At 61.2% G+C, this 21,317-nt stretch carries 23 protein-coding genes; 14 read left to right on the top strand and 9 right to left on the bottom strand.

The window, feature by feature from the left end; translation table 11 throughout:
- Positions 1 to 14 precede the first annotated feature (14 nt).
- Complete coding sequence (gene gntU, locus DBR30_RS15905; protein ID WP_108541308.1) at positions 15 to 1,355, bottom strand: gluconate transporter; 1,341 nt, start codon at positions 1,353 to 1,355, stop codon at positions 15 to 17.
- Between the two features lie 245 nt (positions 1,356 to 1,600).
- On the opposite strand from gntU, the gene DBR30_RS15900 reads away from it, so the two are divergent.
- From DBR30_RS15900 to DBR30_RS15885, 4 genes are all read left to right on the top strand, one after another.
- A complete protein-coding gene (locus DBR30_RS15900) occupies positions 1,601 to 2,110 on the top strand; it encodes a gluconokinase (RefSeq protein WP_005340649.1) in 510 nt (169 codons plus the stop codon).
- On the top strand, positions 2,107 to 3,903 hold the full coding sequence (gene edd, locus DBR30_RS15895; protein WP_108541309.1) for a phosphogluconate dehydratase: 1,797 nt from the start codon (positions 2,107 to 2,109) through the stop codon (positions 3,901 to 3,903). The genes DBR30_RS15900 and edd overlap by 4 nt, the downstream gene beginning before the upstream one ends.
- 9 nt (positions 3,904 to 3,912) lie before the next feature.
- Entirely contained in the window at positions 3,913 to 4,554 is a 642-nt protein-coding gene (locus DBR30_RS15890) for a bifunctional 4-hydroxy-2-oxoglutarate aldolase/2-dehydro-3-deoxy-phosphogluconate aldolase (protein WP_108541310.1), read from the top strand.
- A gap of 140 nt (positions 4,555 to 4,694) precedes the next feature.
- Positions 4,695 to 5,387: a helix-turn-helix domain-containing protein gene (locus tag DBR30_RS15885; protein ID WP_108541311.1), complete on the top strand. Its 693-nt coding sequence runs from the start codon at positions 4,695 to 4,697 to the stop codon at positions 5,385 to 5,387.
- On the opposite strand, the gene DBR30_RS15880 is transcribed toward DBR30_RS15885, so the two are convergent.
- Together DBR30_RS15880 and DBR30_RS15875 are read right to left on the bottom strand one after the other, a co-directional pair.
- The gene (locus DBR30_RS15880; protein ID WP_108541312.1) at positions 5,376 to 5,765 is read right to left on the bottom strand and encodes a nuclear transport factor 2 family protein; all 390 of its coding nucleotides are present in this window, start codon (positions 5,763 to 5,765) and stop codon (positions 5,376 to 5,378) included. The genes DBR30_RS15885 and DBR30_RS15880 overlap by 12 nt on opposite strands.
- A 114-nt stretch (positions 5,766 to 5,879) precedes the next feature.
- A complete protein-coding gene (locus DBR30_RS15875) occupies positions 5,880 to 6,887 on the bottom strand; it encodes a substrate-binding domain-containing protein (protein ID WP_106844209.1) in 1,008 nt (335 codons plus the stop codon).
- A gap of 89 nt (positions 6,888 to 6,976) precedes the next feature.
- Here DBR30_RS15875 and DBR30_RS15870 point away from each other — a divergent pair, with 89 nt between their 5' ends.
- Positions 6,977 to 7,627, top strand: a complete 651-nt coding sequence (locus tag DBR30_RS15870) for a Qnr family pentapeptide repeat protein (protein WP_108541474.1) — start codon at positions 6,977 to 6,979, stop codon at positions 7,625 to 7,627.
- 132 nt (positions 7,628 to 7,759) lie between these two features.
- Here the strand turns inward: DBR30_RS15870 and envC are convergent, their stop codons facing one another.
- Together envC and gpmM are read right to left on the bottom strand one after the other, a co-directional pair.
- Positions 7,760 to 9,112, bottom strand: coding sequence for a murein hydrolase activator EnvC (gene envC / locus DBR30_RS15865; RefSeq protein WP_108541473.1), 1,353 nt, complete (start codon positions 9,110 to 9,112; stop codon positions 7,760 to 7,762).
- Positions 9,113 to 9,121: 9 nt separating this feature from the next.
- Positions 9,122 to 10,651: a 2,3-bisphosphoglycerate-independent phosphoglycerate mutase gene (gene gpmM, locus DBR30_RS15860; RefSeq protein WP_108541472.1), complete on the bottom strand. Its 1,530-nt coding sequence runs from the start codon at positions 10,649 to 10,651 to the stop codon at positions 9,122 to 9,124.
- 246 nt (positions 10,652 to 10,897) lie between these two features.
- On the opposite strand from gpmM, the gene DBR30_RS15855 reads away from it, so the two are divergent.
- Genes DBR30_RS15855 through gpsA form a run of 3 tightly spaced genes read left to right on the top strand, consistent with a single transcriptional unit; the run spans position 10,898 to position 12,857 of the window.
- Positions 10,898 to 11,329: a rhodanese-like domain-containing protein gene (locus tag DBR30_RS15855; RefSeq protein ID WP_005340640.1), complete on the top strand. Its 432-nt coding sequence runs from the start codon at positions 10,898 to 10,900 to the stop codon at positions 11,327 to 11,329.
- 50 nt (positions 11,330 to 11,379) lie between these two features.
- Positions 11,380 to 11,850 carry a protein-export chaperone SecB gene (secB, locus tag DBR30_RS15850; protein WP_042054222.1) on the top strand — a complete coding sequence of 157 codons (471 nt, stop codon included), beginning with the start codon at positions 11,380 to 11,382 and terminating at the stop codon, positions 11,848 to 11,850.
- Between the two features lie 2 nt (positions 11,851 to 11,852).
- Positions 11,853 to 12,857: an NAD(P)H-dependent glycerol-3-phosphate dehydrogenase gene (gene gpsA, locus DBR30_RS15845; protein WP_005356865.1), complete on the top strand. Its 1,005-nt coding sequence runs from the start codon at positions 11,853 to 11,855 to the stop codon at positions 12,855 to 12,857.
- Positions 12,858 to 12,926: 69 nt separating this feature from the next.
- On the opposite strand, the gene nfuA is transcribed toward gpsA, so the two are convergent.
- On the bottom strand, positions 12,927 to 13,505 hold the full coding sequence (nfuA, locus tag DBR30_RS15840) for a Fe-S biogenesis protein NfuA (protein ID WP_005340636.1): 579 nt from the start codon (positions 13,503 to 13,505) through the stop codon (positions 12,927 to 12,929).
- An 80-nt stretch (positions 13,506 to 13,585) separates the two neighbouring features.
- Positions 13,586 to 14,314 carry a ComF family protein gene (locus DBR30_RS15835; protein ID WP_108541471.1) on the bottom strand — a complete coding sequence of 243 codons (729 nt, stop codon included), beginning with the start codon at positions 14,312 to 14,314 and terminating at the stop codon, positions 13,586 to 13,588.
- Positions 14,315 to 14,352: 38 nt separating this feature from the next.
- Here DBR30_RS15835 and bioH point away from each other — a divergent pair, with 38 nt between their 5' ends.
- From bioH to DBR30_RS15815, 4 genes are all read left to right on the top strand, one after another.
- Complete coding sequence (gene bioH / locus DBR30_RS15830) at positions 14,353 to 15,117, top strand: pimeloyl-ACP methyl ester esterase BioH (RefSeq protein ID WP_108541470.1); 765 nt, start codon at positions 14,353 to 14,355, stop codon at positions 15,115 to 15,117.
- Positions 15,118 to 15,188: 71 nt separating this feature from the next.
- Positions 15,189 to 15,422 carry a flagellar basal body rod C-terminal domain-containing protein gene (locus DBR30_RS15825; RefSeq protein WP_005340632.1) on the top strand — a complete coding sequence of 78 codons (234 nt, stop codon included), beginning with the start codon at positions 15,189 to 15,191 and terminating at the stop codon, positions 15,420 to 15,422.
- A 1-nt stretch (position 15,423) separates the two neighbouring features.
- Entirely contained in the window at positions 15,424 to 16,191 is a 768-nt protein-coding gene (locus DBR30_RS15820; RefSeq protein ID WP_108541469.1) for a putative metalloprotease CJM1_0395 family protein, read from the top strand.
- An 85-nt stretch (positions 16,192 to 16,276) separates the two neighbouring features.
- Positions 16,277 to 16,555 (top strand): hypothetical protein, encoded by a 279-nt coding sequence (locus DBR30_RS15815; RefSeq protein ID WP_005355353.1) that lies wholly within the window; start codon positions 16,277 to 16,279, stop codon positions 16,553 to 16,555.
- Positions 16,556 to 16,625: 70 nt separating this feature from the next.
- On the opposite strand, the gene DBR30_RS15810 is transcribed toward DBR30_RS15815, so the two are convergent.
- Positions 16,626 to 18,935 carry a Tex family protein gene (locus DBR30_RS15810; protein WP_108588430.1) on the bottom strand — a complete coding sequence of 770 codons (2,310 nt, stop codon included), beginning with the start codon at positions 18,933 to 18,935 and terminating at the stop codon, positions 16,626 to 16,628.
- Between the two features lie 202 nt (positions 18,936 to 19,137).
- Positions 19,138 to 19,611, bottom strand: coding sequence for a transcription elongation factor GreB (gene greB / locus DBR30_RS15805; RefSeq protein WP_005355349.1), 474 nt, complete (start codon positions 19,609 to 19,611; stop codon positions 19,138 to 19,140).
- A 248-nt stretch (positions 19,612 to 19,859) separates the two neighbouring features.
- Here greB and ompR point away from each other — a divergent pair, with 248 nt between their 5' ends.
- Both ompR and DBR30_RS15795 read left to right on the top strand, forming a co-directional pair.
- Positions 19,860 to 20,582, top strand: coding sequence for an osmolarity response regulator transcription factor OmpR (gene ompR, locus DBR30_RS15800; RefSeq protein WP_005340625.1), 723 nt, complete (start codon positions 19,860 to 19,862; stop codon positions 20,580 to 20,582).
- Positions 20,579 to 21,317: HAMP domain-containing protein (locus DBR30_RS15795; RefSeq protein ID WP_146181387.1), on the top strand; the 739-nt coding region annotated here is incomplete at its 3' end. The genes ompR and DBR30_RS15795, both read left to right, overlap by 4 nt.

The following is a 21,317-nucleotide window of genomic DNA, read 5'->3' as shown; positions in this document are numbered from 1 at the left end:
GCATTTCGCCCTTGTCAGAGGAAGCTGTAGATGATCATCGCCATCACGCCGCCGGTGGTGCCGATGATGGTTTCCATCACGGTCCAGGTCTGCAGGGTCTGCTTCTCGGAGAGGCCGAGGTAGCGGTTGGCCAGCCAGAAACCGGAGTCGTTGACGTGGGAGAGCACGATGGCACCGCCGCCGATGGCGATGGTGACGGCAGCCAGCTGGGCGCCATTCAGGCCGAGCGGCTCCAGCATCGGCAGCACCAGACCGCAGGCGGTCAGCATGGCGACGGTGGCAGAGCCCTGAATCACCCGTACCGCAGCGGCCAGAATGAAGGCCAGTGCGACGATGGGTAGACCGGAGTCGGCCAGCATGTTGCCCAGAGCGGCCCCCACACCTGAATCAACCAGCACCTGTTTGAAGACGCCACCGGCACCGGTAACCAGAATGATGACGCCCGCCGGCTGGATGGCGCTGTTGCAGACGCTCATCACCTCGTCACGGGACATGCCGCGGCGAATACCCAGCAGATAGAAGGCGGCCAGACAGGCGACCATGATGGCGGTGAAGGGGTGACCGATGAACTCCAGCCAGTTGTGCAGGGTGGAGCCCGCTTCGACGAAGCGACCGACGATGGTCTTGAGGCCGATCAGCAGCAGCGGCAGACCGATGAGGCCCATGGCCAGCCCGAAGGAGGGCAGGGATTTGTTGTCATCGTGGACACTGTTCTGGGCATCGGCAGGCAGCGGCACATCGACGATCTTGCTGATGAAGTCACCGAACAGCGGGCCAGCCAGGATCAGCGCTGGTACGGCGGCGATCAGGCCGAACAGGATCATGTAGCCGAAGTCGGCACCCAGCTGGGATGCCACCAGGATCGGGCCCGGCGCCGGAATAAGGAAGGCTTGGCAAGTGGCGATACCCGCCAGCAGGGCGATACCGATCTTCACCACGCTGCCGCCGCCACGACGGACGATGGCGAAGGCGACGCCGATCAGCAGCACCACGGCCACGTCAAAGAAGAGCGGCAGGGCGCAGACAAAGCCGGTCAGGGCCATGGCCCAGTTGGCGCGCTTGACGCCAAACTTGCCGAGCAGAGTGTGGGCTACCCGGTCGAGGGCACCGGTCACTTCCATCACCTTGCCGAACATGGCACCCAGCGCCACCACCACGGCGACGAAACCGAGGGTGCCACCCATCCCTTTCTGGATGGTGGCGGCTATGTCGGCCGGGTTCATGCCGGCGGCGAGACCCGCCACCATGGAGACCAGGATCAGGGCTACCACGGCGTGGAGCCGGGCCTTCATCACCAGGAAGAGCAGCAGCACAATCGAGCCGGCGGCTGTCATGATCAGGGAGAGGTCAGACATTGTTATGCGTTCCTTTTTCCAAGTTCAGTCGTGACACCTTGCCGATCCATCGGCAAACCATATCTTTATGATTTATTTAGATTTATGGCAAGGGCTCAACATCATATGCCCAGGTGACTATAGGTTTGCTCAGTCTGTGGCAGACTTCACATTTTCAATCGTTACCGGTAACATGTTACCGGTAACGTGTTAGATTAGAACCCATCAACAGCTGGTTTTTTGAAAAGTGGGACAGAGGTCAAATTATGGCGGGTAAGTGCATTATCGTGATGGGTGTGTGTGGTAGCGGCAAATCCAGCGTGGGTCTGAAAGTGGCCGAAGCGCTGGGCGCCAAGTTCATCGATGGTGATGACCTGCACCCCAAGGCCAACATCCAGAAGATGGCTGGCGGCAACCCCCTCAACGATGAGGATCGTGCCCCCTGGCTGGAGCGGATCCGCGACGCCGCCTACAGTCTCGAGCAGAAGAACGAGACCGGCATCATTGTCTGTTCCGCCCTCAAAAAGAAGTACCGCGACCAGATCCGCGAAGGCAACGAGTCGGTCAGCTTCATCTTCCTCGATGGCAGCCAGCCGCTGATCCTCGAGCGGATGCGTGCCCGCAAGGGCCATTTCATGCGTGAAAGCATGGTACAAAGTCAGTTCGATACCCTGGAGCGCCCGGATGGCGAAGCCGGTGTATTCCACATTGATATAGACGGCACCTTCGAACAGGTGGTTGACCGCGCCGTCACAGCATTGGAGCAAGCCCAATGATTCATCAGGTAATTTCCGACGTCACCGCCCGCATCCGCGAGCGCAGTGTCGCCCGTCGTCAGGCATTTCTGGCCCGCATCCAGCGTCAGGCAGAGCAGGGCAAGACCCGCGCCGCGCTGGCCTGCGGCAACCTGGCCCACGCCGTGGCCGCCTGCAGCAGTGACGAGAAGGGTCGCATTCTCGATATGACCCGTGCCAACGTCGGCATCGTCACCGCCTACAACGATATGTTGAGCGCCCATCAGCCCTATCAGGGCTATCCGGATCAGATCAAGGCGGTGCTGGCCGAGCTGGGCCACAGTGCCCAGGTCGCTGGCGGCGTGCCCGCCATGTGCGACGGCGTGACTCAGGGTCAGCCGGGGATGGACATGTCCCTCTTCTCCCGCGACCTGATCGCCCAGGCGACCGCGCTGTCGCTCTCTCACAACACCTTTGATGCCACCCTGCTGCTCGGCATCTGCGACAAGATCGCCCCGGGCCAGATCATGGGGGCCCTCTCTCACGCTCACCTGCCGACTGCATTTGTTCCTGCTGGCCCGATGGCGAGCGGCATCAGCAACGACGAGAAGGTGAAGGTGCGTCAGAAGTACGCCGCCGGTGAAGTGGGCCGTGATGCCCTGCTGGAGATGGAGTGCGGCGCCTACCACGCGGCGGGCACCTGCACCTTCTACGGCACCGCCAACACCAACCAGCTGGTGTTCGAGGCCATGGGCCTGATGCTGCCGGGCTCCGCCTTTGTGCACCCGCATAGCGAGCTGCGCCGCGCCCTGACCGCCGAAGCGGCCCGCCGTATCAGCGCCATGATCCCAGGTTCCCCGGCCTATCGCCCGTTGAGCGAGGTGCTGGATGAGCGCTCGCTGGTCAACGGTCTGGTGGCCCTGCTCGCCTCCGGCGGCAGCACCAACCACAGCATCCACATGGTGGCGCTGGCCCGCGCGGCCGGTCTGGTACTGACCTGGGATGACATCAGCGATCTCTCCGACGTGGTGCCGCTGCTGGTTCGCATGTACCCGAACGGCCCGGCCGACGTCAACGCCTTCGAACAGGCAGGCGGCGTGCCCGGCCTGATGCGCCGTCTGGCGCAAGAGGGGCTGATCCACATGGATGCCACTCCGGTCTTTGGCGAGATGCAGGATTACCTCAGCCGTCCGGCACTGGTCGATGGCCAGCTGGTATGGCAGCCGGTGGGCGAGAGCGGCGATGCGAGCGTGCTGTCGCCTTCCGGCAGCGTATTCCAGGCCACCGGCGGCACCAAGCTGCTGGCGGGCAATCTGGGCCGCGCCGTGGTCAAGGTATCCGCCGTGGCTCCCGAGTATCGGGTTATCGAAGCGCCAGCGCGGGTCTTCTCCTCCCAGCATGCGGTGGAAGCGGCCTACAAGGCGGGCGATCTCAATCAGGATGCCGTGATCGTGGTGCGCCACAATGGTCCGGCCGCCAACGGCATGCCGGAGCTGCACAAGCTGATGCCGGTGCTCGGCAACCTGCAGAAGGCGGGTTACAAGGTGGCGCTGGTCACCGATGGCCGCCTCTCCGGTGCCTCCGGCAAGATCCCGGCCGCCATCCACGTCACCCCGGAAGCGCTGCACGGCGGGGCCATCGGCCTGCTGGCCGATGGCGACCTGCTGCGGGTTGACGCGGTAAGCGGCAGCCTCGACTGCCTGACCGATTTGAGTGGCCGTACCCAGGCCGAGATTGACCTCACTCTGGAACAAGAGGGGTGGGGCCGTGAACTGTTCAGCGTGATGCGTCGCGCGGTATCGAGCGCCGAGTGTGGCGCTACCATCTTTGACTAAGGAAGAGCTATGCAGAACTGGAAAGTGACCCCGGCCGAGGTGTTTGCCGCCTCCCCGCTGGTACCCGTGATGGTTATCAACGAACTGGATCAGGCCCTGCCGATGGCCAAGGCGCTGCTCGACGGCGGCATCTCCGTCTTCGAAATCACCCTGCGCACTCCGGTGGCACTCGACGCCATCGCCCTCATCGCCAAGGCGATGCCGGATACCATGGTCGGTGCCGGGACCGTGCTCAACTGCGCGCAGTTTGACGCAGCCGTCGCCGCCGGTGCCCGCTTCGTCATCTCCCCGGGGATGACGCCAGCCCTGCTGGCCCACGCGGCCAAGAGCACGGCGCCGCTGATCCCGGGCGTTGCTACTCCGTCTGAAGTGATGCAGGCGCTGGAAGCGGGCTATGACCACCTGAAGTTCTTCCCGGCTGAAGCGAACGGCGGCACCAAGGCGCTCTCCGCCATTGCCGCGCCGCTGCCCCAGGTGAAGTTCTGCCCGACCGGCGGTATCGGCCCGAAAAACGTGGCCGACTATCTGGCACTCAAGTGCGTGGCCACCGTCGGCGGCTCCTGGATGCTGCCGGCCGATGCGGTCAAGAGCGGCAACTGGGAGGAGGTGACTCGCCTCTCCCGCGAAGCGGTTGAGCTGGTAAAACGCTAAGCGCAAGTCGTGTAGATAAATCGAACAGGCCACCCTCGGGTGGCCTGCTTCTTTTGGCCATTCTGACAGCGGAAAAGCCATTTACAGGGGGCCGTCTGCTCCCTTATGGTCGTGGTCGGTTTCTTATCCGGCTGGCCGATATGTCCTTTCTCCATCGCTCCTGCCCGCAAGGGCACTTCACTCCGCTGCATTGTCATCCGCAGGCCCAGTATTGCTACATGCACGAAGGTGGTGGCGTTATCACCGGCGGTGCTGCCAGCGAGCTGCTGGTTGCCGGCCAGCTCTGCTTTATTCCGGCGGACTGGGAGCACGAGTTTCGCGTGCTGCGCCACTCTCGCCTGTCGCTTATCTATACCGATTCGTCCACATCAGCCCCTTTTGGTCTGCGGCAGGTAACGCCGCTGCTGGCAGGGCTTTTTGCCCGCCTGAGCGAGTTGGAGGAGGGGGCCGAGCGGGAGGCCTATCTGACAGTGATTGGCCACGAGTTGGCGCGAGCTGCCCCGCAAGCGGCCCAGCCTGCGCTGGCGGCCAACCTCGACCCGCGCCTGCTGCGGGTGCTGGAGCGTTTCTGTCAGGCACCCTCCATCAACACCACGCTTGCCGAGCTGGCCATGGATTGCGGCGCTTCGTTGCGCACCCTCAACCGGCTTTTCCTCCAGCTGCTGGGTTGTACCTTCCGCCAGTGGCGCGAGCAGGTGGTGATGGGGCGGGCCCGTCAGTTGCAGTATCAGGGGTTCACATCGGTGCAGATTGCCGACCTGCTTGGTTACGAAGATCCCGCCGCCTTCTCCCGCGCGCTCCAGCGCTTCGCCCGGCGTGGCTCAGCGTCGTGAACCTATGTCGGCATCCTGCTTGCTGCCGCTCAGCAGGCAGGTCACCTCGTCGGTCTGGCAGATCTTGCCGTCGCGAAAGGTGAAGAGACCGCTCACCTTGCAGACCAGCGGGGTGCCATCGTGGCGGGTAGATCGCACCACATGGGTCGAGTGCACCCTGTCCCCTTGCGCGATTGTGGCGACGAACTCGATAGTGGCTTCGGCCAGATGAGCTCTCAGCGCCGCAATGTGCTGGCAAAAGGTAATGTAGTCGAGCTGCTCGCCATTCACCTGCTGGCAGTAGTCCGGGGTGAACCACTGGTCGAGCTCGGCCAGGGTAAAACGAGGATCGCAGACAACGCGCTGCAGGCAGGCTCGCAATCGTTCGGTGTTGTTCATTTTCTGCTCCTGAAATGTGGCTGTAATGCCGGGCCAGCATAGAGCAGAGGATGGTGATAAGAGGTTGCTGTATGCGCCATCATAGCGGGTAAACACGCCATGATGGCTGGGGGGTTAGCCCAGACTCTCCCCGACATAGAGGGAGAAGCCGATATCCTTGCGGGTATCGGGTTGGGATTGGCCGCTGAGACGCGCCAGCAGCATGGTGGCCGCCTCCCGGCCGATCGCTTCCCGCGGGGTGGCGATACTGGCCAGTTTGGGGGTCATGGCGTGGCCGATGTCGAGAGCGTTGCAACCGGCGATGGCGATCTGCTGGGGCACCGGGATCCACTTTGCCTGACACTGCAGCAAGGCGCCCACCGCCAGGTCATCGTTGGTGCAGAACAGGCCGTCGAGGTCGGGATAGCGTACCAGCGCCTGATCCAGCAGCTCGCCCCCCAGAGTGAAGCTGGAGGATTGTTCGGTCAGCAGATGCTGGCCGGTGAGGCCGAAGTCGGTCATCGCCTGATAGTAACCCTCCATCCGCAGCTGGGTGCGCACGTCGAGCCGCGCCCCCAGATAGACTACCTTGCGACGGCCCCGGTGCAGCATCTCTGTTACCATGGCCCGGGCGGCGGCTCTATGGTCCATGCCGACCACCATGTCGATGGGGGTTTGCGGCAGATCCATGGTCTCCACCACCGGAATGCCGGCGGTGGCGATCATCTTGCGGGTGCGTTCGGTGTGCTGGCTGTCGGAGAGGATCAGCCCATCCACGTGATAGGAGAGCAGGGACGCGACCTGCTCCTCCTCCCGCTCCGGGCTGTAGCCGTAGTGGGCCAGCAGGGTCTGGTAGCCAGCCGGTCGGGTTACTGACTCGATGCCGTGGATCACCGCCGAGAAAACCTGGTTGGAGAGGGAGGGGATCAGGATGCCGATCGCCTTGCTGGTCGCGTTGGAGAGAATGTCCGGCGCCCGATTGGGGATATAACCCAGCTCTTCCACCACAGCCGCGATCCGCTCGCGGGTCCCCTCCGCTACGGTCTGCGGGTCGCGCAGATAGCGGCTGACAGTCATCTTGGTCACGCCGGTCTGGTCGGCGATATCTTGCAGGGTGGGGCGGCGCTTGCGGGTGGGGCTCATAGGGGTGTCCAGCGTGGATGTTACATGTAACATTACCGTTTTTGGCGGATAAAGTCAGCATATGAAGCCGTTTTTGCAGGAGTTTTCCGATGATCAGAGGCAAGCAGTTCGTGGATGTCCGGTTCGAGCAACAGGATGTGGAGGGGGAGCAGTTCTCGGAGTGCCGCTTTATCGGCTGTAATTTCTCTTGGCTGGATTTGAGCGATAGCCGCTTCATCGACTGCAGCTTCTACGATCGGGAGAGTGAACGGGGCTGCCTGTTGCAGGGTTGCGAGCTGCGCGAGGCCAGCTTCCTGCGCTGCGATCTCACCATGGCCGATTGCAGCCGCAGCCAGTGTCTGGGGTTGGAGATGCGCGACTGTCAGGCGGTCGGCATCAACTTCGGCCATGCCAGCTTCGCCAACCAGATCACCGCCAAAAGCTACTTCTGCGAGGCCCATCTGACCGGCAACAACTTCAGCTATGCCAGCTTCGAGGGCTGCCTGCTGGAGAAGTGCGAGCTGACCGGCAACCGTTGGCAGGGGGCCAACCTGTTTGGTGCCTCGCTGGTGGGTTCCGATCTCAGCGGCTCCGAGTTTGGCCAGATCGACTGGACCAGCTTCAAGCTGCAGGGCTGCGATCTGCGCCAGTGCGACCTGCCGGGGCTGGATTTGCGGCGGGTCGATCTGCAAGGGGTGCAGATCAACGAGGATCAGCAGCAGACCTTGCTGGAGCAGATCGGTCTGGTTGTCTTCCCCTGAGCCGAGCGGAAAATTAGGTAATTTTTCATCAAATGGGACCGACAATGGGGAGGGCGCTCCTGAAACGACAAAAGCCTGCGTGATGCAGGCTTTTGCTAGTGAGCGTGTGACGCGTTTGTCGGCCGGGTTGACTCAACCCTTGGCCAGCCATTTGGTCGGGTTGATCGCCTCGCCCTGATAGCGAATTTCGAAGTAGAGGCCAGGTCTGTCCTGACCGCCACTGTCACCGACCAGTGCCACCGGTTCACCCTGTTCCACATTCTGGCCAACCTGACGTAGCAGCGACTGATTGTGACCGTAGAGGCTCATATAGCCCTTACCGTGATCGATTACCAGCAGCATACCGAAGCCATCGAGCCAGTCGGCGTAGACCACTTGTCCCGGTGCAACCGCCTTGACCTGGGTTCCTTCGCTGGCGCCGATCAGGGTGCCTTTCCACTTGAGCTGGGCGGTGCGCGGTGAACCGTAGGAGATGAGGATTGGTCCCTGTACCGGCCAGCGCAGGCTGCCATTGGTCTTGAGACCACTGTAGTGACCGGCACTGCTGATGCCCGAGCCACGCTCCGGTTTGCTGCTGGCCACCTCTTCGACCGGTTCTGTCGGTTTGACGGTTTTGTTCTGCTGGGCAGCGAGTCGTTGTTGCTCGGCGAGGCGTTGTTCGGCCAGCTTGCGCTGACGCTCCTGCTCCGCTTTCAGCTTGGCCAGCCGTTCCCGCTCAGCCCGTTCACGGCGTTCCTGCTCTTCCCGCTTGCGACGTAACTCTTCCAGCCGGGCTTTCAGCGCTTTCTCCGCCTTGACCAGCTTGGTGAGCTTCTGCTCGTCATCCTGGACCGACTGCTGCAACTGGTTGCGCACCTTGGCCCGGCTCTGCTGGCTGGCCAGCAGGGTCTGGTGGTGCTCCTGTTGCTCGCTCAGCAGGGCTTGCAGCTTGCTTTCGGTCTCTTTGGTTGCCTGCTGGTTTTTCGCCAGCTTGTCACGGGTGGCGCGCAGGGCGTCGATGGCCTCGATGCGGGCCTTGTTGAGGTAGTCGTAGTAGTCGAGTGAGCGGCTCAGTTTGGCCGGATCCTGCTGATTGAGCAGCAGTTTGAGGTAGTCGTGGTTGCCCGCTTGAAAAGCGCTCTCCGCCTGCTTGGCCAGCAACTGCTTTTGATGTTTGGCTTGAACTTCCAGCGCCAGCTTGTCTTTTTGCAGGGTCGCCAGCGTCTGCTGGTTCTGCTTCAACTGCTGTCTGGTCTGGTTGAGTTTGGCGGCGGCGGCCGAGATGGCCTGCTCGTCAGTCTTGAGCTGGGTATTGAGCTTGGCAAGCTCCTGCTTGCTGAGCTTGATGGTCTTCTGTTGCTCTTTGATCTGGGACTGCATGGTCCCCAGCTGCTGATTGACGGCCAAAGCAGGTTTGCTGGCGCCAAACGACAGGCAAAAAAACAGCGCGCCGGCCAACAGGCCGACGCGACTGGTTTTCTGTGAAATAACTTCGCATCCCCGCATGGGGAAGGATTATTTCAGAATCATCAGGGGCTTGCCAGTCATTTCCGGCGGCACCGGCAGACCCATCAGGGTCAGCATGGTGGGGGCCAGATCGGACAGTTTGCCACCTTCAACTACCTCGGCTTTGCGACCGAAATAGATGAGCGGAACCGGCAGATTGGTGTGGGCGGTGTGGGCCTGACCAGTCTCTTCGTCCAGCATCTTCTCGGCGTTACCGTGGTCGGCAGTGATCAGGCACTCGCCACCCACTTCGGCCAGGGCGTCGGTCACGCGACCGATGCAGTGGTCAACAGCTTCACACGCTTTGACGGCGGCATCGAATACACCGGTGTGACCAACCATGTCGCCATTCGGGTAGTTACAGATGATGACGTCGTACTTGCCGCTCTTGATGGCCGCAACCAGCTTGTCGGTCAGCTCTTCGGAGCTCATCTCCGGCTGCAGGTCATAGGTCGCCACTTTCGGGCTGGCCACGATCTCGCGATCTTCGCCGGTGAAGCAGGACTCTTCGCCACCGTTGAAGAAGAAGGTGACGTGAGCGTACTTCTCGGTTTCGGAGATGCGCAGCTGGGTCTTGCCCTGCTTGGCCAGCCACTCACCCAGGGTGTTGACCAGAGCGGTCGGCGGGTAGGCACAGGCAGTTTTGATGTCGGCCGCGTATTCGGTCAGCATCACGAAGTTCAGCTTCGGCTCGACTGCACGGGCGAAGCCGGTGAAGTCGGTGTCAACGAAGGCGCGGGTGATTTCACGGGCACGGTCGGCACGGAAGTTCATGAAAATCAGCGCATCACCATCTTCCATCGGTGCAGCTTCGCCGATACGGGTCGCCTTGACGAACTCGTCGTTCTCGTCGCGAGCATAGGCGGCAGCCAGTGCTTCGGTGGCGCTCTCGGCGGTGAACTCGCCCTTGCCCTGGGTCATCAGGTCATAGGCTTGCTGCACGCGATCCCAGCGGTTGTCACGGTCCATGGCGAAGTAACGACCGATCATGGAAGCGAAACGACCCTTGCCCAGCTTGGCGAACAGGGCGTCGAACAGCTCGATAGAGGACTGGGCGGAGCGCGGCGGAACGTCACGGCCATCCAGGAAGGCGTGCAGGTAGATCTTCTCGGCGCCACGCTTGGCTGCCATTTCGATCATGCCCATGATGTGCTCTTCGTGGCTGTGTACGCCACCCGGGGACATCAGGCCCATAATGTGAACGGCTTTGCCGTTGGTGACGGCAGCGTCAACAGCCTTGGCCAGCTCGACGTTCTGGAAGAAGTCGCCATCCTGGATGTCTTTGGAGATGCGGGTCAGCTCCTGATAGACGATGCGACCGGCACCTATGTTGACGTGGCCCACTTCGGAGTTGCCCATCTGGCCATCCGGCAGACCCACGTCCAGGCCGGAGCCGGAGATCAGGGTGCTGGTGTAGTCACGGGCCAGACGATCGAGGTTGGGAGTCTTGGCGGCAGCGACGGCGTTGTGCTCTTGCTTGGTGCTGTAGCCCCAACCGTCCATGATGACCAGAACCAAAGGTTTCTTAGCTGTTGACATAAGACTATGTCCTCTCGGATTGGAAAAAATGCGGGAAATGAAACTAGCGTAATATTACTACATCTGCCGAAATAGTCACCTGATAGCCAAGGGGCGCTCCCGCGGCCCCGCAAGCCATGCCCTTCCTGCCATGCTCGCTGCCCAATGATGATGGGAGCCTGCTCGCGCTTTGCCGCCAAGATGGCTGATCTTATCAATACCCCCATGTATACTCGGGCCCTTGTCTTGGTCCCTGGATAGTAGAAGATGCAAGAGTATTTGGATTTTGCGGCCCGTAACCCGCTGCTGACCGCAGCCTGGTTGGGTCTGGCTGGCACCCTGGTTTACACCACTGTGCGTGCCCGTTTGTCCCCGGTAAAAACCGTCAACAATCACACCGCGACCCTGCTGATCAACCGCGAGAATGCTACCGTGGTGGATATTCGCAGTCAGGAAGAGTACGCCAAGGGCCATCTGGCCGGTGCCCAGCACCTGCCGCTGACCCAGATCCAGAGCAATAATCTGGGCCCGGTTGAAAAGCATAAAGATGCCCCCATCATAGTGGTGTGCGAGTCGGGAATGACTGCGGGCGGCGCGGGCCGTCAGCTGAGCAAAGCTGGCTTCAAGCAGGTTTATGTGCTCGGCGGTGGCATGGCCCAATGGCGTGCAGAAAATCTGCCGGTAACCAAGAAACGCTGATTTAAGCAGGGCCTGAGCCCACTTATCCATATAACAAGGAATCAAACGAAATGGCTGACGAGATCAACAACCAGGAAGTACAACCGGAATTCCACATCCAGCGTGTTTACACCAAGGATGTCTCTTTCGAAGCGCCGAACACCCCGCACATCTTCCAGAAAGAGTGGCAGCCGGACGTCAAGCTGGATATGGATACCAAGACCAACATCCTGGCTGAGAGCGTGTACGAGGTTGTCCTTACCCTGACCGTAACTTGCAAACTGGAAACCGAAACTGCCTTCCTGTGCGAAGTACAGCAAGCCGGTATCTTCACCATCGGTAACCTGCCGGAGCCGCAACTGGCTCACTGCCTGGCTGCCTTCTGCCCGAACATCCTGTTCCCGTATGCCCGCGAAGCCGTGGCCAACATGGTGAGCAAGGGTTCCTTCCCGCAGCTGAACCTGGCACCGGTCAACTTCGATGCCCTGTTTGCCCAGCACATGGCGCAAGCACAGGCCCAGCAGGCGACTGCGGAAGCCTGATAATGGCTGACCAGATCGCTATCTCGGTCTTGGGGGCGGGGTCTTATGGCTCCGCCCTTGCCATTTCTCTGGCGCGCAATGGTCATCCGACCCTGCTGTGGGGTCACGACCCCGCTCATGTCGCCGAGCTGGAACAAGACCGCTGCAACAAGGCATTTTTGCCTGATGTCCCTTTTCCCGCCGATCTGCAGCTGACTGCGGATCTGCAACGTGCGGTACAAGCGGCTCCCGTGCTGCTGCTGGTCGTGCCGAGCCATGTATTTGGCGATGTGCTGACCCGGATCAAACCCTTCCTGCGCCCCGATACCCGTATCGCTTGGGCCACCAAGGGTCTGGAGCCGGACAGTGGCCGTCTGCTGCAGGACGTGGCCCGTGAAGTGCTGGGTGACGAGATACCGCTGGCGGTGATTTCCGGTCCCACCTTCGCCAAGGAACTGGCTGCCGGTCTGCCGACCGCCATCTCGGTCGCCTCGACTCACGACGAGTTCGCCGACGATCTCTCCCACTTGCTGCACTGTGGCCGCTCGTTCCGGGTCTATACCAATCCGGACTTCGTCGGTCTACAGCTGGGTGGGGCGGTGAAGAACGTCATCGCCATCGGTGCCGGTCTCTCCGACGGGCTCGGGTTTGGCGCCAATGCTAGAACCGCGCTCATCACCCGGGGTCTGGTGGAGATGCAGCGTCTGGGTGCGGCGCTGGGTGCCGATGCCAAAACCTTTATGGGGATGGCGGGGCTCGGGGATCTGGTGCTCACCTGTACCGACAACCAGTCGCGCAACCGTCGCTTCGGGCTGGCCCTCGGGGCTGGCAAGGATGTGAACACCGCCATGACCGAGATCGGTCAGGTGGTGGAGGGGTATCGCAACACCAAAGAGGTGCATCTGCTGGCGGCCCGCTGCGGCGTCGAGATGCCCATCTGCGAGCAGATCTTCAAGGTGCTCTACGAGGGTAAGAACCCGAAAGAGGCGGCCATCGCTCTGCTGTCGCGAGACAAGAAGGACGAGTAATCTGCCGATTGCCCATGCAAAAGGCCCCGCCAGATGGCGGGGCCTTTTCTTTGCTGCAAGGGCTGCAAATCAGTAGTAGGAGTGGTCGCCGCGCTGGTGCTCGGTGGCGTCTTTCACGCCGTTGAGCTCACCCGGGAACTTCTCCAGCAGCTGCTTCTCGATCCCCTCTTTAAGGGTGTAATCGACCATGGAGCAACCGTTGCAACCACCGCCAAACTGCAGGATGGCCAGTTTGTCTTCAGTCAGCTCGACCAAGGTGACCTTGCCACCGTGACCGGCCAGCATGGGGTTCACTTCGGACATCAACACGTACTCGATGCGCTCGATTAGCGGCGCGTCATCGGCCACTTTACGCATCTTGGCGTTCGGTGCTTTAAGGGTGAGCTGGGAGCCCATCTGATCGGTCACGAAGTCGATGGTGGCATCCACCAGGAAGGGGGCGCTCAGGGGATCGACCATACAGTCGAAGCCGCTGAAGGGCAGGTGTTGATCTTCCGGGTCCACGGCATCGGGCGGGCAATACGATACGCCACACTCGGCATTCTGGGTTCCCGGATTGACCACAAACACCCGGATATTGGTGCCATCAGGCTGTTTTTCCAGCAGTTTACGGAAATGGGCCTGGGCGGCGTCGGAAATGCTGATCATCACTATCCTCATAAACCTGAGTGTACGACTAGGGTATTCATGATAACGCGGTTATTAATGCTTGGGTAGCATGCCGATGGCTACTTGCTGTGCCGCAGGGTACGACAGATTGCCCACACTTCCACCTTTGTGATGCCGCTCTCATGGAGCAAACGGCTGAGCTGACCGGCGGTGGCGCCTGTGGTCACGACGTCATCGAGCAGGGCGACATGGCGATAGTGGTGGGGGCTGATCCGGAATGCCCCGCGCAGATTGCGCCGCCGCTGCCCGGCGCTCAGGGTTGTTTGTTGCGGGGTCGACTTGATGCGCTGCAGCAGGGTGTTGTCGCAGGGAATGTCGGTGAACTCGCCAAGGGCTTGCGCGATCTCCTCCGCCTGATTGAACCCACGCCGCCATTGCCGCCACCAGTGCAGGGGAACCGGAATGATCGCCTCCGGCGGCTCGCAGCCATCCAGATGATCGGCCAAGAGGCGTGCCAGTAGCGGTGCCAGCAGGATCTGACCGGAATATTTGAGCCGGGGGATCAGCATGGGGTAGGGGGTTTGGTAGTCGCCAATCACCTGCAACCGCTCCCAGGGGGGAGGTCTGCGCTGGCAGCGACCACAGACCGGTATGCTCTCTTCTATATAGTCAGCCAGTGGTGCGGCGCAGAGGCGGCATCTCGGCTGTGACTGGTGCAGCGCCTGCCGACACCAGCTGCAGAGCAGGGGCTCGTTGTCACAAGGCTGATGGCAGAGAAGGCAGCTCCCTTGCCAGTCGCCGTGGCTGCCGAGTAGCGGGCTTGCTTTAGCGAGCAGTCGCTTTAACATGCTGACCCCAAGAGCATGAACAGGGATCTTGAGTCTAGATGAGCATATCGGTAGAGCAGTTTGGCCAGGGGCCCGATCTGGTGCTGTTGCACGGTTGGGGGATGAACGGTGCGGTCTGGCATGGCATTGCCCAACAGTTGGCGTCCCACTATCGGGTTCATCTGGTGGATTTGCCCGGCTTTGGCAACAGTCTGCTGGCAGACGAGGTGGATTACAGCCTGCCCTGGCTTGCCGAGCAGGTGGTCGCCATCTTGCCGCAGAAGTGTCATCTGCTTGGCTGGTCGCTCGGCGGTCTGGTGGCAAGCCAGTTGGCGCTGACGCATCCCGATCGGCTGCACTCCCTGATCACGGTAGCAAGCTCTCCCTGCTTTATGGCGCGGGACGAGTGGCCCGGAATTGCCCCCAAGGTACTGACCGGCTTCAACCAGATGCTGGCGGGGGATTTTCGCCAGACCATAGAGCGCTTTCTGGCGATCCAGGCCATGGGCAGTGAACACGCCCGGGACGATATCCGTCAGTTGCGCCACTGGCTGGCCGAGCGCCCGGCGCCCCAGTTTGCCGCACTCGAGGCCGGACTGACGCTGTTGGCCGAGATTGACCTGCGCGAACCGCTGCGGGAGCTGGACCTGCCCTGGTTGCGGATCTATGGCCGACTGGATTCATTGGTGCCCAAGGCGGCCATTCCCCTGCTGGATGATCTCTACCCTGCCAGCTGCAGCGTGACCCTCAACAAGGCCTCACACGCGCCTTTTATCTCCCACCCTGACGAATTCATTGAAATCGTTCGAAATTTTGTTGGCTAAAAAACAGCCTGCAAGCTTCATTAATCCTCTGGTCTGGCGGATAATTAAGCTGTGACCAGAGGAGTAACACCATGCGTATTGATTCTGCTTTCAACAGCGGGGTACAGGGATTTCAGCGAGCCGAGCAGATTGCCGACAAGGCATCCAATCAGATCGCCCGCCTCAACACCCCCAGCGGGGATCAGGTGCAAGTGACCGATGAGCTTGTCAATCTCAAGGTGGCCGAGCAGCAGGCTGGCGCTTCAGCCAAGGTAGTGCAGACCGCCAGCGATATGATGGGAACCCTGATCGACATCCGGGTGTGAGATGAACATCAATGTCAGTCTGCCTCCCCTTATCCCGACACAGCTGCAACCTCAGGTGGAAGCGGCGAGGACGGATAATCGCCGGGCAGAACTGATCCCGCAGGCCCGGGCGGGCCAAGCCTCCGTTGCAGAATCCGAAGTCGGCTCCCAGAAAGAGAAATCCAAAGCCGGTCAGGCTTCCAGCAATCAGAGCTCCCAGAACAGCCGTGAAACCGGGCAATTAGCCCCGACGACACTGCCAGACAATCGCTTTGTCGAGGCAACCGGTGAGGATGGGCAGCGCAAGCAGCAAGATCCCAAACAACAGGAGCAGCAACAGCGGCAAGAGCAGCAGGTTCAGGATCTTGTCGAGCGTGACAAGGAGGTGCGCACTCACGAGCAGGCGCACCAGTCTGCGGGTGGAGAGTACGCCAGCTCGCCCACCTATCAGTTTACGCAAGGGCCGGATGGCAAGCGTTATGCGACGGGTGGCGAAGTCCAGATCGATACCAGTGTCGTACCCGGTGACCCTGCCGCTACCATCGCCAAGATGCAGCAGATCCGCGCTGCAGCGCTGGCGCCTGCCGAGCCTTCCGCGCAGGATTTGGCCGTCGCGCGCAGCGCCGCCGCGAGTGAAGCCAAGGCGCGCAAAGAGCTGATGGTCGAGCAGAGCGCAAAATCGGGCGGCGTGCTGAGTGCCTATATGGACAAGCGCAACAGCGTTATCGCGGGCCACTATCGACAGGCTGTCAGCCCGGCCTCGACCCAGTCCCTCAGTCTGCATATCTGAATCACCCTCGCCAAACTTTCAGCTCCTTTGCCTGTTTTGCAACTAACCTGAAGATCAGGCCCATTCCAATTTCACAGGAGCTGTCATGCATTTCGATGAAGTCAAAGCGGAAGATTTCACCACCTTCTCCCGTGTACCGCCCCCCCACCTGCAGATGGAGCAATTTCTGATGCAGCTCGGAGGAGGAGGAACTGAAGGAACCAGTTTCAAGAAGAAAGTGATGCTGGCGGCTGGCTGGAGCCACACCGGCGTCGTCTCTTACGGCAAGTATCCGCAAGAGGCCTGCAAGGCATTCAACCGGCTGCGGGAGGTGCTGGCCCAGCATGGAGAGCCCGAGAGCATTCTTGCTGCCCTGACGCAGTAATCCTGAGCTTCGCGTGTAAAAAAGCCCCTTGCGGGGCTTTTTGCATTTAGAGCCGTTCCGGAAGGTTTCGTTACTTTTTCGTTTTGGAGAGAGCTGCCGCGAAGGCGTTGCCCATGGCACCACCCATAGGGGCGCTTTGCCGCGGCTCATTTCTTGGCTTGGTGTTGCCAGCACTGCTGTTGCGCGCTTCAGCCGACTTGCGGGCAGCTTGTCCCGCTTTCTCGTCGAGGCGCATGGTGAGGCTGATCCGCTTGCGCGGGGCGTCTACTTCCAGCACCTTGACCCGCACAATGTCGCCCGCCTTGACCACCTCGCGGGGATCCTTGACGAAACGGTCGGTCAGGGAGGAAATGTGCACCAGGCCATCCTGATGGACCCCGATATCGACGAAGGCGCCGAAGTTGGTGACGTTGGTGACCACCCCTTCCAGTACCATCTCGGGCACCAGGTCGCTGATCTGCTCTACCCCTTCCTTGAAGGTCGCGGTTTTGAACTCGGGGCGCGGGTCGCGGCCCGGCTTGTCCAGCTCGCCGATGATGTCGGTGATGGTGGGCACGCCGAATTGCTCATCGGTGTAATCGGCCGGTTTCAGGCTGCGCAGCAGGCTGCTGTTGCCGAGCAGGCTCTCCACTGTCTGTTCCAGCTTGGCGAGGATCCGCTCCACCACCGGATAGGACTCCGGGTGCACCGCCGAGCTGTCGAGGGGATTGCTGCCGCCGCGAATGCGCAGGAAGCCGGCGCACTGTTCGAAGGCTTTGGGGCCGAGTCGGCTCACTTTCAGCAACTGCTGACGGCTCTTGAAGGCGCCGTGCTCATCCCGGTAGGCGACGATGTTCTGGGCCAACGTCTGGGAGAGGCCGGAAACCCGGTTGAGCAGGGCGACCGAGGCGGTGTTCACATCTACCCCGACCGCGTTCACGCAATCCTCGACCACCGCATCCAGCCGGCGGGCCAGCTGGCTCTGACCAACGTCGTGCTGATACTGGCCCACCCCGATGCTCTTGGGATCGATTTTGACCAACTCGGCCAACGGGTCTTGCAGGCGGCGGGCGATGGAGACGGCGCCACGGATCGAGACGTCGAGATCCGGGAACTCCTGGGAGGCGAGCTCGGAGGCTGAGTAGATCGAGGCTCCCGCTTCGCTCACCACTATCTTCTGCGCCTTGGCGGCGGGGTAGCGCTCGAACAGATCGCTGACCAGCCGGTCGGTCTCCCGCGAAGCGGTACCGTTGCCGATGCTGATGAGCTCGACCTTGTGTTTCTGGCACAACTCGCTCAGGGTCTTGAGGCTTTGATCAATCTGGCGTTTTGGTTCGAATGGATAGATGGTGGCGTGATCGACCAGCTTGCCGGTGGCATCCACCACGGCAACCTTGACCCCGGTACGGATGCCCGGATCCAGCCCCATGGTGCAGCGCATGCCGGCCGGGGCCGCCATCAGCAGATCCTTGAGGTTCATGGCGAATACCTTGATCGCCTCCTCCTCTGCCGATTCGCGGATGCGGCCGATCAGCTCGGTCTCCATCTGAAGCGACAACTTGATCTTCCAGGTCCAGCTCACCACCCCCTGCAGCCATTTGTCGGCCGGGCGGTTCTGCAGATTGAGCTTGAGGTGGTGGGCAATGATCCCTTCGCAGGGGCCAGCACTCTCATCGTCACCGGTAACCAGCGCCAGATTGAGGATCCCCTCATTGCGGCCGCGCAGCATGGCCAGCACCCGGTGTGAGGGGGCCTTGTGCAGTGGTTCGTCGTGTTCGAAATAGTCCTTGAACTTGGCCCCTTCCTGCTCCTTGCCTGCCACCACGCGGGCGCGCAGGGTGGCGTTCTGCCACAGGTAGTCGCGCAGCTTCTCCAGCAGGTCGGCCTGCTCGGCGAAGCGTTCCATCAGGATATAGCGGGCGCCGTCGAGGGCTGCCTTGTTGTCGGCAATGCCCTGTTCGGGATTGAGGAAGGCGGCCGCCGCTTGCTCGGGATCCTGCATCGGGTCACTGAGCAGCAGGTTGGCAAGCGGCTCCAACCCGGCTTCGATCGCCATCTGCCCCTTGGTGCGGCGCTTGGGCTTGTAGGGGAGGTAGAGGTCTTCCAGTCGGGTCTTGCTGTCGGCGCCATTCAATTCGCGGGCCAGCTCGGGGGTCAGTTTGCCCTGCTCTTCGATGGAGCGAATGATCACCTGACGGCGATCTTCCAGTTCACGCAGATAGCCGAGGCGGCTCTCCAGAGTACGTAGCTGGCTGTCGTCCAGACCGCCGGTCACCTCTTTACGGTAACGGGCGATAAAGGGCACGGTCGAGCCTTCATCCAGCAGGCGCACTGCGGCCTGCACCTGCTCCGGGCGAGCATTGAGCTCACCGGCAATCTGTCTCTCTATGGTTTGCATCATGATGTTGTTGAGGGCCTCTGTGGTCGAGTCCGCGCCATCAGGCGCCAAGTGTGAGCACTATATGGGGTCGTGTTGCGGGATGCCACCCTGCGCCGGGGTCTGCACCAGTCAGACTGATAAGTCGCAGGGGAGAGCGCATATCTTGCCATTGCACCTGTTGACTCAGGATGTGCCTGTGGCAAGCAACTCACCAGTAGTCCGGCTATTTGGGGTAGCTGATCTCGTTGATATACCAGCAGACGTCACCAACTGGCGTACGGACGATGGCTTCATCACCGACCTCTTTCTTGAGCAGGGCGCGGGCCATGGGGGAGTCGATGGAGATGTAATCCTTGCGCTCGAAGATCTCGTCATAGCCGACGATGCGAAAGCGCTTGGTCTCGCCCTCTTCGTTTTCCACCTCGACCCAGGCGCCGAAGAAGACCTTGCCCTCCTGCGCGGGGGCATAGTCGACGATCCCCAGCTCTTCGAGGCACTTGCGGAGGTAACGCACCCGCCGATCGATCTCCCGCAGCCGCTTCTTGTTGTACTGGTAGTCGGCATTTTCGCTGCGATCCCCCAGACTGGCGGCCCATGCCACCTTCCTGGTGACCTCGGGGCGCTCCTGGCGCCAGAGGAAATCGAGCTCTTCTTTCAGCTTGTTGTAGCCTTCGCGGGTGATCAGCTTTGTCTTCATGGTGATGCGGACCTGTCAAAGAGGGGTATTCATCGCTAACTGCTCGGGAATATTAGCTTTTGTCCTCTTGCTGTCGAGGGAAATCGTGATGGCTCGGCTGGCGCCATTCAGGGAGTCGCTGGCCAGCGCAGTGACTTGATGGCCGTCACGCTCTCGGGATGGGTAATAACCGGTAACATATTTGTGCTTTGCTCCCGCTATATCCCCCCCTAGTATTGGGGGCAGCTAAAGAATGAAGAGGCAAAGCAATGAGTCAGCAGCAATACAAGGTCCTGGTCGTGGACGATGACCTGAAATTACGTTCCCTGTTGGAACGCTATCTCACCGAGCAGGGATTCGTAGTGCGCGGCGTGGCCAATGGCGAGCAGGCCGATCGCTTGCTGACTCGTGAAAACTTCAGCCTGATGGTGCTCGACCTGATGCTGCCGGGGGAGGATGGGCTCTCCATCTGCCGCCGCCTGCGCGAGGCTGGCAACCAGATCCCGGTGCTGATGCTCACCGCCAAAGGGGATGAAGTGGATCGCATCGTCGGGCTCGAGATGGGGGCCGATGACTATCTGCCCAAGCCGTTCAACCCCCGCGAACTGCTGGCGCGGATCCGTGCCGTGCTGCGCCGTCATACCGTCGAGTTGCCCGGGGCCCCCTCGGCTGCAGAGAAGGTGGTCAACTTCGGGGCCTTCCAGCTCAATCTCGCGACCCGCGAGCTGAGCCGGGATGGCGAGCCTATGGCGCTCACCAGCGGTGAGTTTGCGGTGCTCAAGGTGCTGGTCAGCCATCCGCGTGAACCGCTCTCCCGCGACAAGCTGATGAATCTGGCCCGTGGCCGCGAATACACCGCCACCGAGCGCAGCATCGACGTGCAGGTCTCTCGTCTGCGCCGCCTGCTGGAGCAGGATCCGGCCCAGCCCCGCTACCTGCAGACCGTCTGGGGTCTGGGATATGTGTTCGTGCCAGATGGTGACGGTGCATGAAAAAGGTCGGCAGCATGTTCTCGCGCATGCTCTGGTTTCTGGCTGCCGTTCTGGTGGTCTATCAAGCAGTCTCCTACGTCACCTTCTACAACTATCTGCTGGCGCCAACCGTCAAGCAGATCAGTCACTTGCTGGCCAACCAGGTCAAGCTGATCTTTCCGGTCAACACTGAACAACTGGCGCTGAGCGAAGATGCCGAGGCGCTGGTCTATGTGACAACCGGTACCGACATCTATACCCAGAGCGAGGCGGTGCAGCATGGCTTCAACGAGGCCAAGCCGTACCCCTATCTGGAGGAGAATATCAGCCGCGAACTGGGTGGCCCGGCCAAGGTGCGGGTCGAGATCCAGGATCACTACATCATCTGGATCCAGCCGCCGCAGGCCAGCAAAATCTGGGTGCGGATCCCGCTGACCGAGATTGAAGATGACGATATCGAACCCCTCATCATCTATTTGAGCGTGCTGCTGGTGATCACCCTGTTTGCGGCTTGGCGCTTTGCCCGGCAGCTGGTGCGCCCGCTCGAGGATCTCGAGGCTGGTGCCGTTGCTGTGGCTAGAGGCCATTTCCCGGAGGCGCTGGGGGAGCTTGGCTCACGGGAAGTGCGGCGACTGACCCGCACCTTCAACCATATGTCGCACTCCATCAAGAGCCTGATCGAAGAGCGTAACCTGATGATGGCGGGGGTCTCCCATGATCTGCGTACCCCGCTGACCCGCATCCGGCTGGCCACCG

Source organism: Aeromonas sp. HMWF017, assembly GCF_003061465.1.
Taxonomy (GTDB): Bacteria; Pseudomonadota; Gammaproteobacteria; order Enterobacterales; family Aeromonadaceae; genus Aeromonas; species Aeromonas veronii.
This window is presented reverse-complemented; position numbering and strand designations above follow the sequence as displayed.